This window comes from Limosilactobacillus pulli, from assembly GCF_947381555.1.
Taxonomy (GTDB): domain Bacteria; phylum Bacillota; class Bacilli; order Lactobacillales; family Lactobacillaceae; genus Limosilactobacillus; species Limosilactobacillus pulli.
Window position 1 is genome coordinate 1 of sequence record NZ_CANCWQ010000001.1, and the last position, 13,551, is coordinate 13,551.

Sequence of the window (13,551 nt, forward strand, 5' to 3'; positions counted from 1 at the left end):
CTCTCACGCACGTTCTTCTCTAACAACAGAGCTTTACGAGCCGAAACCCTTCTTCACTCACGCGGTGTTGCTCCATCAGGCTTGCGCCCATTGTGGAAGATTCCCTACTGCTGCCTCCCGTAGGAGTATGGACCGTGTCTCAGTTCCATTGTGGCCGATCAGTCTCTCAACTCGGCTACGCATCACAGCCTTGGTAGGCCGTTACCCTACCAACAAGCTAATGCGCCGCAGGTCCATCCCAAAGTGATAGCCGAAACCATCTTTTAAGTTTGAATCATGCGATTCAAACTGTTATGCGGTATTAGCATCTGTTTCCAAATGTTATCCCCCGCTTTGGGGCAGGTTACCTACGTGTTACTCACCCGTCCGCCACTCGTTGGTAAACCAACGTCAAGTCCGTGCAAGCACGTTCAATCAGTTGGGCCAACGCGTTCGACTTGCATGTATTAGGCACACCGCCGGCGTTCATCCTGAGCCAGGATCAAACTCTCATATAAAATATAAGAACTTGAAAAGCTCAAATTTAAATTAAGCGAATTGACTTCGCAAATGTTTTTGCATCAATCGTAATGATTGATGACCCTGCACATTTGTGTTCGTCGAAACTGTATTCAGTTTTCAAAGGTCTACCAAGTTGCCGTTTCAAACAAGCAACTCTATCAGTTTAACAAGTTGTCAACTACCTGTCAAGAACTTTTTTATTTAAATTTTCTTGATGGGTAAGCGCTAAGCCGTGAAACCTAAGTGATCAGCAACTCATCGCCGCGACAACGTTATCTAATATACAAAGATTATCATCATATGTCAACGACTTGTCAAAAGTTTTTCAATTATTTTTCAAAATGTGAATATTAAAGCATTGGCATTGACTATCATTCGAAAAAACACGAATTTAAACAGTAACTCCAGCTTTGATCGATCGTTGATTTATCAACGGCAAAATTTACGATTATCTCAACAGATTAAATACCATTGTCGGCTTTGACACGCAAGCAAGCATCTGCTTAAAGCATAGAGCACCAAGCAGCAGAAAAGTTTTGTTTTTAGCGATTGATCAGATTATGATAGCTAAAATCCCTATTATCTCACGAGGCTTCCAAAATGATGCAGCCTAAGGAAGCAACTATTACATCAATTCATAAACTATTACAAGCGGCTACATAGTTATGACACAGGCCAATCCAATTAACGACTTTTATCATCGGCATTGATCCAGTAAACATGATAACTTTAAAAATTTTCCGAAAGCATGCTCGATTTGCTATTCTCAAAGCCAACTATTCAACTTTTTATTTAATCAGTTATTTTCAATAAAATCACCGAAAACACTTGACCTAGAAAATAAAAACGCCGACAAAAACTGCCGACGCTTTTTTTAACTGAGCGCAAAACTATTTGGTTGCATCAAATGTGAACTACCCGTCCATAAATGGCCGGGCTTCGGATCTACACGGCAGCAGAGTACCATGTGATGTGCAGTCGTTAGCCACACTCCGAAGACATTTAGACCATGCCAGAGACTTATGCCTCCGGGGTTTCGTTTTGAAAACTCCACAGCGGTTCCGCTCAGCGTTTTGCCCAAGGGCTCAGAGAGATACGCCAACCACTGTTCTCATAGTCATTAAAGGCAGTAAGGTTCTGTCCCGCCTTGGGAAATTAATCCCTGTTTAATAATGCTGGTTGCTAAATGACTAGACCTATCCCAGTCGTTTTTTTAATGTTTACGATTTTTCTTTGAATTAATTTCGATTAACCAATTTGCCTTGATTTCTTTTGGCAGTTCAGTCTCATCAACACTAGCTTCTTTAGCCTGGCGAATAGCTGCCTGCCGTTCACGGTACTTGATATGTTTCTTAGGTTTAAGGGCCCATGCCAAAATATTTTGACTGGCATTAAGGTCACGGATAATCTTCTTACCCGTGTATTTGGAAACCCATTCCCGCTCCGTTGGATCATGTTTTTCTTGATAGTCGGTGCCATACTCAACCTGACTAGTCTTGTAACTGTCTACCTTAATTAAGGTCTTACCTTCACGATCGGCAACCTGGGTTAACAGCTGTGACAATTCATAAGGTTTGATTTTGGCTAATTTTCGATTTTTAGCGTGATTACCTGCTTTATTAAAGGCAGTTGACTCACGACGCATTTTTTTAGCATCAAGCTGTTCAATAGCAATCAAATTATGTCCTTCAAACAGTTTTTTTGCCATGTGTCGATAAGTTTCCGTTAAAACATTCGTGCGTCGAACATTATAGTAACGAATTAGTTCAGTAAGTTTAACCAATCGCGAACTTTTATGATTAAGAAACTTTTCAAGATGGCTTCGTTGGCTTTTAAGATTGTTGATAATGTGTTCATATTTGTCTGCATCAACAGAAACTTTAGGATTCAAGTAGATTCGCTGATTTTCGGAAGTATGGAAAATCTTGTTGTCCTTCATGTTCCAATCGGACCCAATTTTCTTGGTTGGTTTACGGCGCCGATGTTGATCTTTAAGCACCAACTGCAGTTCAAACAGGCCATCGCTTTTACGCTTAATCTTAGACGTAACAATGGTTAGATGTTTAAAATGTTTGATATTGTCAATCGTCTGCAAGTTTCCATAATCTTGAATCTTAATATGATGAGCCGAAAGTACTTCAATTTGACCATTGCTTGGCAGTGAAACCGTTGTATGGCTCTTGCCATTGCGTAAGTATGCCAACGAACCCTTGCGATACCAAGAACGATGCTGGGGATTATTGCCATATTTATTATTGCGATAATCTTCTTTTTCCTGTTTCGTCATCTTGGCAGCTTTTTTCAATACCTTTCGGTACTCGCCAAAGTTAGTCATAATGGAGACCATGAATTCATCGCGTAGTGCCTGCGAGTGAATTGGAACCTTCTTCCCATCCCATTTATCAATATGGTAAACGTCGTGCAGAAATCTAGGCATAATTTGATCCTTGATAACGTAAATCTTACCCTTCTTGTCAGTTGGATAAGGACGGTTTAGATGCCTATATCCATAGGTTTTTTCCAGATATTTAATGGTGTATTGATATGCCTTATTTAAAACATCAATATTTTCTGCGTAACGTTTTTCCAATTGCGGCGTGGTAACCAAACGACAATGACGAACTCGAATATATTCAGTTTTTTTAGGCAAATCAATCATTATCTGGTCTTTCCTTTACTCGATTTCTGGTGTTGAATATAATGACGAATTTGTTCTTCCGAGCGTTCACTAACGGTAACCGCAAAATAACTTGGTTGCCATAAATGACCACCCCAAAGCTTTTGTTTAATTTCTGGATGGTGCATAAACAGCATTCGCGCCGAAACACCCTTTAAACCCTTCATGATTGAAGAAATTGAATGCTTAGGTGAGGCATCGACCAACATGTGAACATGGTCAGACATAATTTTCATTTCTTCAATCTGCATATCAAATTGATCAGCCAAACTACGGAGCAACGCTTCCAGCTCTTGCTTAACGGAACCTACCAAAACATCTCGACGGTACTTGGTTACGATAATCAAGTGATATTGTAACGAGTACACACTGGTCCGACTGTAATGCAAATCATCAGAATGTGCTTGCATATGTATTCCTTCAATCATTTATATTTTAGTTTTATCATATCATATTTATCTTGCATACTCACCAAAATGAGTGCAAAAAATAAGCTCATTCGGAAATTCAGAAAGCGTTGTGACGCTTTCCTCTTGGCACTAAAGTACCGAGTTTCCTCGCGAGCTTCGCTACAAAGCTTAAAGAAAAGTTGCGAATCCTTTTAGGAGAAGTTTTGAATAAAGAAACGACAAAATGTAAATTTTATACGATATAAATTTTGCGTTTCTTAATTTTTACCTTTAATAAATTCATCAAAAAGTCAATTTCAGCGCTTTTTTGACATTTAGCAAGCTTTTCGACAAATAGCGAAATTTAATCCTATTATTACTTGGTTTTTGCATTATAATAGGAATGTAAGCACTTTAATCACGATAATTTATCAGAAAGGTGGCTGTTCAATGAGTACTCAAACAAAATTTTCTGAAAAAGACATCGTTAAGACCAACCCGATCTTCTCACGGACGCGGACGACGATTGAATCGGCATTTTATGCCAACAATATGACACATATTGCCGATACCGCGACTGCTTATCGTTTGGCGGCTGACAACCCTAATACCATCGTTACCGACCTGCCAATCAAGCATACCGAAGAACTGGGGCTGCCAGCCGATGCCAAGATGCTGGTTGACAACCATGGTCGGATCGTGGGCCGGACCGCGGCAGCACGGCGTTTGATCGGTTCACCAAACGTTGATGCCGAAAAAATCGATGGCGTCTTGCGCGAAGCTATCTATGAAGGTCATGAACGCGACTTTTACACGACGGACGTAATCGTGGGGCTAGATGAAGACTTTATGGTAAAGGCGCACTTGGCTCTGGCAGAAGGCTTTGAGGTCAATCTGCTTTCCTACATGCTCAACTTCCAAACAGCTACCGAAAATTGGCTGAAGCGCTATGACGATTCACGGGCCTATGACGAAGGCGACATCTATCTGTACTGCGACCCATACTGGAGCAATCCTGACTATCCACATGGCCTGGTTGTCATCGATGCTCAGCACAATGCGGCCGCGGTTTTGGGGCTGCGCTACTTTGGCGAGCTTAAGAAGTCTACTTTGACGCTGGCCTGGGCAACCGCGCACCGACATGGTTTTACGGCTTGTCACGGTGGCGAAAAGACTTTCCACTTCAGCGATCGTGATGATCAGACTTTTGCCTTCTATGGGCTTTCTGGATCAGGCAAGTCTACGCTGACCCACGCTAAGCACGACGGCAAGTTCGATATTACCGTGCTGCATGACGATGCGTTCGTAATCAATCGTGAGGACGGCAGCTCCACGGCTCTTGAACCGGCCTACTTTGATAAGACCAACGACTACCTGCCGGGCAGCCGCGAAATGCAGTACTTTACCACGGTGATGAATGTTGGCGTCACGCTTAATGAAGCCGGCCAAAAGGTATTGGTAACTCAAGATCTGCGCAATGGCAACGGGCGGACCATCAAAACGCGCTACGCTTCTACCAACCGAGTGGACCGCGAAATTGCCCCAATCAACGCCGTCTTTTGGATCATGAAAGATGACAGTCTGCCACCAGTCGTTAAACTGACTGATCCCGTCACCGCGGCTACGTTTGGCCTGACGCTGGCTACCAAGCGCTCTACCGCTGAAAACGTGGTGGGAGCTGATCGCAATGCCCTGGTTATCGAACCATTTGCCGACCCATTCCGTGCCTATCCATTAAGCGAGGACTATCAAGACTTTAAGGCTTTGTTTGAAAAACGCCATGTTGACTGCTACATTGTCAACACCGCCAACTTCAACGGCTTAGACATCCCTAAAGAACTGACACTAAAGGCTTTGGAAGACATTGCTCAAAGCCAGGCCGCCTTCCAGCCATTTGGTAAGCTGGCCAACATGGAATACATTGCCTATGATGGCTATCCTGTCGACTTTAACGATGCCGAATACGTGACTAAGCTCAAGACGCGCCTTGAAATTCGGCGTGACTGGGTTAAGAATTATGAAGCTCAACACTCGGACGAAAAACTGCCTGCTGAAATTCTGACCAGTCTGGATAACCTGATCAACTCCCTAAACTAAATACTAACAACCTTGATCTTCCAGCGCTGAACTGCTCAATGCGGCTCAGCGCTTTTTAGATGCGACGTCAAACTTTTTCGCGCAACAAGATCATAGTTTTGATCAGTTTTCATAACATGGTTGGTCAGCCAGATTTGATATTGATCAACATAATACGGATCAATCGGACGACAGCTGGCTTCATAAAAAACACGCTCCCGTTCCATAATATAGATAGCCAACGCGTTCAAAACGGCCGATAAACGTGTGTCGCTTTTGGCTGCCGAGCTGCTTAAGCTTTTTTCTCATTTTTTCTGCTTCCTTTCTCAAATCATCTATCAGCGTCTTCATAAATGCTTTAGTCGATTTAAGCAGAAATGCATTTTTAGGGAGAAAAGTTCTGAATTTACGTAGCATAATATAAAAAGCAATCGCACGCCACCAGTTTCCCAAAAGCTGGTATAGCGGGATTGCTTTTCTCAAAGTCGTTATCGATTATTAATTTTATCTTCCAGCCAGGCCAATTGATTTTCTTGGCGACTGATCGCCCGGGCTAAAATCAAGTAATGACCATAATGCTGATCAATCTGTTTTTGACGGCTGAATAATGCTTGCCGACGCTTGCGCAGATGATTAAGACTGTTGCTGATCAATTGAATCTGGTGCTTAAACAATTTTTCCAGTCGTGGATCATTACGATCATTGATGAAAAAAGTCTTTAAAGAAAATAGGTCTTTGGATACCGGCAGCTTATCAACTGTTTCCATCAGCCAGTCGTTAATAATCTCATATCCATAAGCTGTTAGACGGTAATGTATCTCTTTATCATTATCTTCTTTGGAGTAGCTTTCAATCCAACGATCTTGTTCCATACGCTTTAGCTCTGGATAAACCTGACTATGTGATGATTGCCAAAATTCCCCGATATCAAAGCGAAACTCATCCATAATCTGCTTTCCAGTACAGTCCTTATTAAGCAGGATCCCCATAATAACATAGGGCAGTATCCTTTTTTGCGGCATTTTGCAGCATCCTTCCTTATCTGATTCTGCAAAACATTATATAACAAGCTACTTAGCCAGACGATGGTAATTTTCATCAAAGAAACGGCCATTGCGAATATCGTCAGTCATGCCGGCATAAGGGGCTTCATTGATGACTTCTTCATTATCTTGACCAGCGTCGCCCATGTAGGTAATCGTCGCAAACTCAGGCACTACTAATTTTGGATAGGTTTCATACTTTTCACGCGATTCATGCATTAAATCAATGTGTTCGTTTTGGAAACAAACCGTAATTTCTGGATGTTCCTGTACCCATTTTGGAAAGAAAATCGTACCATTAAGCTTATGTTCATTAGGAACGAAATCCAACGCGACATCAGTTCCCGTTGGTTCAGTCCAGGCAATCTTGTAAATTCCTTCCGTTAATTGATGAATGTGCGCTGGTTGATCCTTAACCCAACGGCCGGCAACCATTCCGCCATGAATCCGATAGTCAACCGTATGATCATTTTTAGCGTACCATTCATATTCCCAGCCATTGTCATACGTATAGATGAAATGTGTTCCCAAAAAGTCATCCAGCGTTTTGAAATGTTTGTCCATATGATTTAAGTTTGCCATATTTATTTCCGCCTTTCATAAGTGTCGTTATCAACATAAAATAGATTATCACTTTATGTCGTTATCGTCAAATATCACCGACTAAAATAATTTGACCCCCATTCCCAAAAATACTTTTGAGAATGAGGGTCTATTGAAAATTTTTGGATTTATTTTAAAGGCTTAATAACACGATTAATCTTCACTTTGTTTGGGCAAAGCAAACGATACGATCAGCGCGATAATTGCCAAAGCCAGCGTAAAGTAAAGTCCCGTGTGTACCCCGGACGTAAAACGCACTGCCTGACTGCCAGCTGCCGCGTGTCGGCCTAATTCCAAGAAACTGGTAGCCAGAGCAGTTGCCAATGCTCCAACAATCTGCTGCATCGTATTCAAAATCGTACTGCCATCACTGGAGGCTGGTCCACGCAGCGCGTTTAGAGCACTGGTCTGCGCTGGTGACATTGCCAATGGACAGCCAATCATCAAGATCACGTGAGCCGCAATTACGTATGCAACTGCAGAATGATCAGTCGTCAAAAGCAGCATGACGATCCCGACGATGGCAATCACAAAACCAATCATGACCGGACGCTTGGCCCCAATTGAATCATACATCCGTCCAGCAAACGCGGAAACCAAAGCATTTACCAGACCACCTGGCAACATGACGATCCCAGTTAAGGCAACGGCCAACAGTAAGCCATTTTGCAGATACATTGGCATCAGATACATGGCCGAAAGAATAATACCAAAATCAAGCATGACCAATACAGCGCCAATTGTAAATGCCTTAACTTTGAAAACGCGCAGATTTAAGATCGGCGTTTCTAGTTTCAGCTGACGAATCACATAGGCAATCAATACCAAAATCCCAACCGCAAACGAGCCTAAAACTGGCCAAGAACCCCAGCCATCCAGACTGGACAGACTCGCGCCAATTACCAGACCAGAAAAGCCAAGCACGGATTCAATGATTGAAAGCAGATCAATGTGAGGACGCGTTGGCTGACTAATGTTTTCCAAAGCTGTTACGGCCAGGCATAAAGCGATGACCAAGAAAATTTCAAATGACCAAAAGATCCAGCGCCAGGAAAGCTTGGCCAGAATCAAACCAGTCAAAGTTGGCCCAATTGCCGGGGCAAACATGATTACCAAAGCGCAGATGCCCATAATGCTGCCAATCTTTTTAGGCGGGAAAATCTGCATCACAATCGTAAACATCAGTGGCAGAATCAAACCGGTACCAATCCCTTGAATCATTCGACCTGCCAATAGAACCGCAAAGTTAGGCGCCAGTGCTGAAATTGCCGCACCGATAATAAAATCCAGCAGGGCAAAAATCACAATCTGGCGAGTCGTAAACCACTTGGCAATCAAACTGGACAGCGGCAAGACGATCCCAATAACCAGCATGTAGCCAGTCACCAGCCATTGTAAGACGGCCGTACTGGTATGAAAGACGATCATCAGCTTTGGCAGCGCGATGTTTAATGAAGTTTCACTAAACATGCCGACAAAAGCCCCCAAAAGCAGACTGGCCATCGTCAAGCCAGGGTGTTTGACGCGAAAAGCAGGTTCAGAAAAATTTTGCATATATTTTGCTCCTTTAATCAAATTGACTTGATTAAAGACCAAACAGCAAGCAGACTTAATTTGATGTATTCAATTAACGCTAACTCTTAATCTTAATCAGCATGTTTGCCATTCTAGCAAAAATTGCCTCGGTTTCGTAAGTACTTTTTTTGGCAAATGGCAAATTTTTTCTAAAATCACCTGTCTTGCGCTTTTATCAAGAAACTTTGATACAATTTGCTGCATTTGGTCATATACAAATGTAATATTTTTAATTACAATTAACACAAAAATATAAAAGAAAGCAGGTATCACAATACGCAAACCAGTTCCCATGTTAGACAGCCATCTGTCAGGCGATGAATTTCTCAAGCTGATTGTCGATAGTTTTCAGTCCGTTGTGTTTGGCACGGTTGATCAAAATGGCGATCCCCATACCAACGTCGCTGATATCGAGGTTTTAGACGGCAACCGGCTGATTTTTGCGACGACCTATCAAAAACCATTTTATCAACGTTTAAAGGCTCATCCCCGCATCTCGATCACGGCTTTAAAAGGCAGCGAAACCCTGGACAGCGTTGGCTTCACCTTAACCGGCACGGCAACTGAGGTCAATCAGCAGTATCTGGAGCAGATTTTTGCCGCTCGACCGGAAATGCAGCAGATTTCATCAAATCATTCTGAACGGCGCAGCATTTTAAGACCATTTCCCATTACGCCGATTGCCGGTTCGATTTACGACCTGCGTCAACAGCCGATTTTCCAGAAGCGAATTGAATTTTAAAGCTGGCTGTCTCAAAATTTATCTAAAACATCACGACCCTGCCGCAAGTTTTGCGTCAGGGCCTTTTTGGTATGCTTAACTCAGATATATCGTTATGGAGGGGCAGTTAGATGTTTTTATAGATTTCATGGCTATAATCCCCTTAAGGGTGACACTTGAAATAATAAAAGTGTTATTTCCTTAAGGGGGGTTGCATTTCAAGTTATTCGACAATGAATAGACTAGAGTTGCTTTATGGCTATCAAAAGACAGAATTCGGCCTCAAAGTATATGCCGATATGCACCATGTCAATCATGAATACGATGACAAGATGGATTCGACAGTTTCTTTTGCATGGTTTGGCGGGAGTTCGCCATCGTTCATTCAATCATCGCTATTCACTAAATACCAAGATTGAAGCCGTCAAAGAGTATCAAGCCGGTTTCCCAGGTGAAAAAATCATTGAAAAGTATGATATTCGTAGCCTCTCTCAACTAAAACAGTGGTCGATCCAGTACAATAATGATGAACTAAAGACTAAGTCAAGAAAGCGAGTCAGAAAAATGGGTCGAAAAGTTAGTTTTGAAGAGAAATGCAAAATCGTACAGTGGGTCTTGGACCATGACAATGACTACCAAGGAGCAACAATTCAGTTTAATGTAAGCTATCAGCGTGTCTACTCATGGGTTCGCAAATACCATGAGGCAGCTGACAGTTGGGAAACCTTAAAAGATAATCGCGGGCATCGCAAGCCACAAAAAACTTTAGAAGAGATGACCGAAAAAGAGCGACTTGAAGCTGAAATTAAGACTAAAGAAAATCAATCGAGAAATGGAGCTTGAGATCGCATTTGCAAAAAAATTAGTCGAAATACGCAATCGGGGGGTGAAGCGACCGGACGATATCAAGCGGTTCAAGAATTAATCAACGAAACCGCAGGTTCCGTTAGCGAACTGACTAAAATTACCAAGGTTTCACGCAAATCATACTATCAGTAGCTCAAAAGACAGCCAACACAAAGAAAAATTGAGAACCAGGCAATTTTGGAAGTAATCTATCAGATTGAAAAACGCCATCAGAACTGTGCTGGTTACAAAAAAGTAACCGCGATTTTGAACAATGAGAACGGGAAAAATCAAGAAATTCCAGAATACACCTTTTCGTTTGACTTTCGTATCAATATTAAGCGCGTGCGTCGAATCATGCGAAAACACGGCATTAAAGCTGATGTCCGTCAGAAAAAGCGCAGTCGCAAGAAAGAACAACAACAGTATCAAGAGGATAATTTATTGGAACGGAAATTTATTCAGATAGCGCCGAATCTGGTTTGGGTGTCCGATACGACAGAACTAACCTACGGCCGCAATAACAAGGTTCGTTTACACGTAGTTTTGGACTTATACGGTCGTTATGTGCTCAGTTATCATATTTCGCCAACTGAGACAGCAGAAGCCGCAATGGAAGTCTTTAAACGCGCTACTAAGCAGGCTGGAACCTTCGCACCAATGATTCATACGGATCGTGGCGCTGCCTATACTTCAAAAGACTTTAACAACTACTTAACCAGCCATAATAGTAGGCACAGTCTCTCTGCGCCCAGCACTCCCGCAGATAACGCAGTGATTGAGCACTATTGGGGCGACTTTAAGTACATCTGGATGGCGTATCATTCACATCCGCAAACTTTGGCAGAACTGAAAGATTTGGTTAATCAAGATGTTAAATACATCAACACAGTCGAAATTTCCAACAAACGAAGCAACCTCACTGCGGAAGACTTCCGCAATGAGGCTGTATAGATTAATTTTTATTTTTTAAGCGTTACCTTGACAGGGTATAGTACCCCCCGTTTGACCGGCTTTTTTTACCTCATCAATTGGGTAGAGCCACCGAATCGCAATGCAGCTTTGGGGATCGTCCGCCAAGGCATCGTTATTGGTATACCAGGCCAGATCGATAATATCGCCAACATTGAGTTTCAGTTTTTCTTGATCAAGTGAACTAATTTTGTAAACTACCGGCTGTTCCTTAGGCTTTAGCTCGTTACCGTAGATATCACGAGTAACGACCAGCTAATCAGCATGCTTTTCAATTACGGCCTGGCTAAATACCTCGATTGGATTGTCATCAGGCATTTCTTGATGATCAACAACTTTACCCAGATAGAATTTTTCATCAGTAAGGTATGGCTTGCCACTAACCTTGACCACATCGCCAGACTGCAGGTGCCGCTTTTTGAGCAGCTTCTCGCCAATGAAAAATGCCTGCTGTCCATTACAATCCAAGAGCTTAGCCCCATTTAAGCGCCGTTTTACAATGTACTCGCCTTTACGCAGATCATAAAGCGGCGAATCGAGCTGCGGCATCGTTTCATCAAGCAGCCTTTGAAAATCTTCATCCGCTGCCGTTTGAGGTTGGTCATTTGTCGACTGCGATTGGCTGTTTTAAGAATTTAGCTTAGCCGCTTGCTCAGTCAGTCGGTGTTCAAATTCTGTAATCTTAGCGGTTTTTAGCCAATTGTTCTGTTTGGCGTTTTCAATCAGCGTGCTGAGTTCGGTCAGTTGGTCAGTATCAGAGGCATCGTTAAGTTTTTCCAGATTATTGATCAGCAGCTGCTCAACCAATTTCGTCATTTTTGTTTGATAGTCTTGGAATGAGTCTGCCAGCTGCTGCGCGCATTTCAGCCGCTGCATTACCAATGAATAGAAAATATCAACGCATGCTCCATCACTTGGCTTTAAGTCATGATGATAGGCTTCCAGATTTTGTTTTAAATCCGCCAGTTTGGCTTCATAATCGGCATTCTTGAGCAGCATCTTCAATTCATTACCAATGGTTTCATTAACTGATTTGAATTTCCGAATGGCGTTGTACTGTGACAGATTCAATACCTGATCAGTCTGTTCAACTGAATTTGCAGCCGATGCCTGGCTATCTTTTTCATTATTGTCAGACAGAGCTGGTTGCGTAGCCGTCTGATTGTTGACAAGATCTTTTTCGCCGTTGAGCTGATCAAATACCGCGCCTTTGTCTTCATCAGTAGGTTTTTGAGAATCCGCCGACCATTGCATATCAGCAGTGATGGCAGTCTGCGGATTGATCGGCTGGCCATCTTCTGCTTTGGAATCTGTTGCAGCTGCGGTTGGCCGACTGATTGACTGTTCATTCGTTGTTCCGGCATCTATCGCGATACCAGTTCACGGATTAATCGGCTGGCCATCTCCTGCCCGCACCTGGCTTACTGGCTGTTCGGCACTGTTAGCAGTTTGTCGATTAGTTGGCATAAAATCATTTTTGTCATTAGCCTTAGCGACTGGTCCTTGTTGAAAGTATTTTTCATAACCGGCTTGATGCTTTAGCAGATTGACTGCCGCCTGTACTGCATCAATTCCTTGTTTGTCGAGCGTTGTTGCATTAATAATTGTAATTAAGTCTTTTTTATAGTTATACATGATTTCCACCTCAATTTTGATTTTATCAAGGGGAAAAGCCTATAAGCACCTGCCGCTTAAAAATCTAATTTTTTTGCAAAATAAAAAGCGCCCAATCAGTATCCAAACTAATGAGCGCTGGGGGTGTTACTTGAACAACCACTTAATTAACTTTTTAGCGTGCTTATTAGGCACGATGATGATCAGAAGGAACCAATGTCCCATAGGAGTCACCTCCTAATACACACAGGCTTAAGTGGGAGCTACCCACTCGGTGCGCAAGAAATATTGTATCATAAATAGAATGTGGTATAATACAAGCATGATGATTAGAAGGCCGGTGCGCAAAACGGTGTTGAGGTAGCTCCTCACGTACCGAACCGGTTGAGGGGCGCTTAATAGGCGCTCTTTTTTATTAGCTCACAGTGTTAATGATGTGGGCTTTGTTTTGGATCTTTGCCAAATCGTAATTTGTAGCTTAAGGGGACGGCTTTTGTCCTCTTTTTTATACCCGAAATCTAATATCAGCACTCA

11 protein-coding genes, 1 rRNA gene and 1 pseudogene are annotated in these 13,551 nt (G+C 42.5%); 4 read left to right on the forward strand and 9 right to left on the reverse strand.

All coding sequences use genetic code 11. The features are described from left to right. From QOS03_RS00005 to tnpA, 3 genes are all read right to left on the reverse strand, one after another. Positions 1-497, reverse strand: a 16S ribosomal RNA gene (locus QOS03_RS00005); the annotation flags it as partial. A 1,217-nt stretch (positions 498-1,714) separates the two neighbouring features. Continuing rightward, positions 1,715-3,160 (reverse strand): transposase, encoded by a 1,446-nt coding sequence (locus QOS03_RS00010; protein WP_283574924.1) that lies wholly within the window; start codon positions 3,158-3,160, stop codon positions 1,715-1,717. Beyond that, positions 3,160-3,588: an IS200/IS605 family transposase gene (tnpA, locus tag QOS03_RS00015; protein WP_283574925.1), complete on the reverse strand. Its 429-nt coding sequence runs from the start codon at positions 3,586-3,588 to the stop codon at positions 3,160-3,162. The genes QOS03_RS00010 and tnpA overlap by 1 nt, the downstream gene beginning before the upstream one ends. Positions 3,589-4,017: 429 nt before the next feature. Between tnpA and QOS03_RS00020 the strand changes: the two genes are divergently transcribed. Next, positions 4,018-5,664: a phosphoenolpyruvate carboxykinase (ATP) gene (locus QOS03_RS00020; protein WP_283574926.1), complete on the forward strand. Its 1,647-nt coding sequence runs from the start codon at positions 4,018-4,020 to the stop codon at positions 5,662-5,664. Positions 5,665-6,131: 467 nt separating this feature from the next. Here QOS03_RS00020 and QOS03_RS00025 read toward each other — a convergent pair whose 3' ends face one another. The 3 genes from QOS03_RS00025 to QOS03_RS00035 form a co-directional block, all read right to left on the reverse strand. Beyond that, the gene (locus QOS03_RS00025; protein ID WP_283574927.1) at positions 6,132-6,665 is read right to left on the reverse strand and encodes a PadR family transcriptional regulator; all 534 of its coding nucleotides are present in this window, start codon (positions 6,663-6,665) and stop codon (positions 6,132-6,134) included. 48 nt (positions 6,666-6,713) lie between these two features. After that, positions 6,714-7,250: a phenolic acid decarboxylase gene (locus QOS03_RS00030; RefSeq protein WP_033935200.1), complete on the reverse strand. Its 537-nt coding sequence runs from the start codon at positions 7,248-7,250 to the stop codon at positions 6,714-6,716. Between the two features lie 192 nt (positions 7,251-7,442). Beyond that, positions 7,443-8,843 (reverse strand): DHA2 family efflux MFS transporter permease subunit, encoded by a 1,401-nt coding sequence (locus tag QOS03_RS00035; RefSeq protein WP_283574928.1) that lies wholly within the window; start codon positions 8,841-8,843, stop codon positions 7,443-7,445. A 295-nt stretch (positions 8,844-9,138) separates the two neighbouring features. Between QOS03_RS00035 and QOS03_RS00040 the strand changes: the two genes are divergently transcribed. From QOS03_RS00040 to QOS03_RS00050, 3 genes and pseudogenes are all read left to right on the forward strand, one after another. Beyond that, positions 9,139-9,606: a pyridoxamine 5'-phosphate oxidase family protein gene (locus QOS03_RS00040; RefSeq protein ID WP_283575023.1), complete on the forward strand. Its 468-nt coding sequence runs from the start codon at positions 9,139-9,141 to the stop codon at positions 9,604-9,606. Positions 9,607-9,840: 234 nt separating this feature from the next. After that, a complete protein-coding gene (locus QOS03_RS00045) occupies positions 9,841-10,428 on the forward strand; it encodes a helix-turn-helix domain-containing protein (RefSeq protein WP_283574929.1) in 588 nt (195 codons plus the stop codon). Between the two features lie 81 nt (positions 10,429-10,509). Further along, positions 10,510-11,385, forward strand: a pseudogene (locus QOS03_RS00050) (IS3 family transposase). A 273-nt stretch (positions 11,386-11,658) separates the two neighbouring features. On the opposite strand, the gene QOS03_RS00055 reads toward QOS03_RS00050, so the two are convergent. The 3 genes from QOS03_RS00055 to QOS03_RS00065 form a co-directional block, all read right to left on the reverse strand. After that, complete coding sequence (locus QOS03_RS00055) at positions 11,659-11,952, reverse strand: hypothetical protein (RefSeq protein ID WP_283574930.1); 294 nt, start codon at positions 11,950-11,952, stop codon at positions 11,659-11,661. 78 nt (positions 11,953-12,030) lie between these two features. Then, entirely contained in the window at positions 12,031-12,657 is a 627-nt protein-coding gene (locus QOS03_RS00060; RefSeq protein ID WP_283574931.1) for a hypothetical protein, read from the reverse strand. Positions 12,658-12,783: 126 nt separating this feature from the next. Beyond that, entirely contained in the window at positions 12,784-13,038 is a 255-nt protein-coding gene (locus QOS03_RS00065; RefSeq protein WP_283574932.1) for a hypothetical protein, read from the reverse strand. Between the last annotated feature and the right edge of the window lie 513 nt (positions 13,039-13,551).

What these genes read in the sequence shown, in the direction of transcription:
- QOS03_RS00025 (WP_283574927.1), bottom strand. Translation starts at nt 6,665, where the DNA reads ATGCCGCAAAAAAGGATACTGCCCTATGTTATTATGGGGATCCTGCTT.
- QOS03_RS00060 (WP_283574931.1), bottom strand. Translation starts at nt 12,657, where the DNA reads ATGCAATGGTCGGCGGATTCTCAAAAACCTACTGATGAAGACAAAGGC.
- QOS03_RS00030 (WP_033935200.1), bottom strand. Translation starts at nt 7,250, where the DNA reads ATGGACAAACATTTCAAAACGCTGGATGACTTTTTGGGAACACATTTC.
- tnpA (WP_283574925.1), bottom strand. Translation starts at nt 3,588, where the DNA reads ATGCAAGCACATTCTGATGATTTGCATTACAGTCGGACCAGTGTGTAC.
- QOS03_RS00045 (WP_283574929.1), top strand. Translation starts at nt 9,841, where the DNA reads ATGGCTATCAAAAGACAGAATTCGGCCTCAAAGTATATGCCGATATGC.
- QOS03_RS00020 (WP_283574926.1), top strand. Translation starts at nt 4,018, where the DNA reads ATGAGTACTCAAACAAAATTTTCTGAAAAAGACATCGTTAAGACCAAC.
- QOS03_RS00055 (WP_283574930.1), bottom strand. Translation starts at nt 11,952, where the DNA reads ATGCCGCAGCTCGATTCGCCGCTTTATGATCTGCGTAAAGGCGAGTAC.
- QOS03_RS00065 (WP_283574932.1), bottom strand. Translation starts at nt 13,038, where the DNA reads ATGTATAACTATAAAAAAGACTTAATTACAATTATTAATGCAACAACG.
- QOS03_RS00035 (WP_283574928.1), bottom strand. Translation starts at nt 8,843, where the DNA reads ATGCAAAATTTTTCTGAACCTGCTTTTCGCGTCAAACACCCTGGCTTG.
- QOS03_RS00010 (WP_283574924.1), bottom strand. Translation starts at nt 3,160, where the DNA reads ATGATTGATTTGCCTAAAAAAACTGAATATATTCGAGTTCGTCATTGT.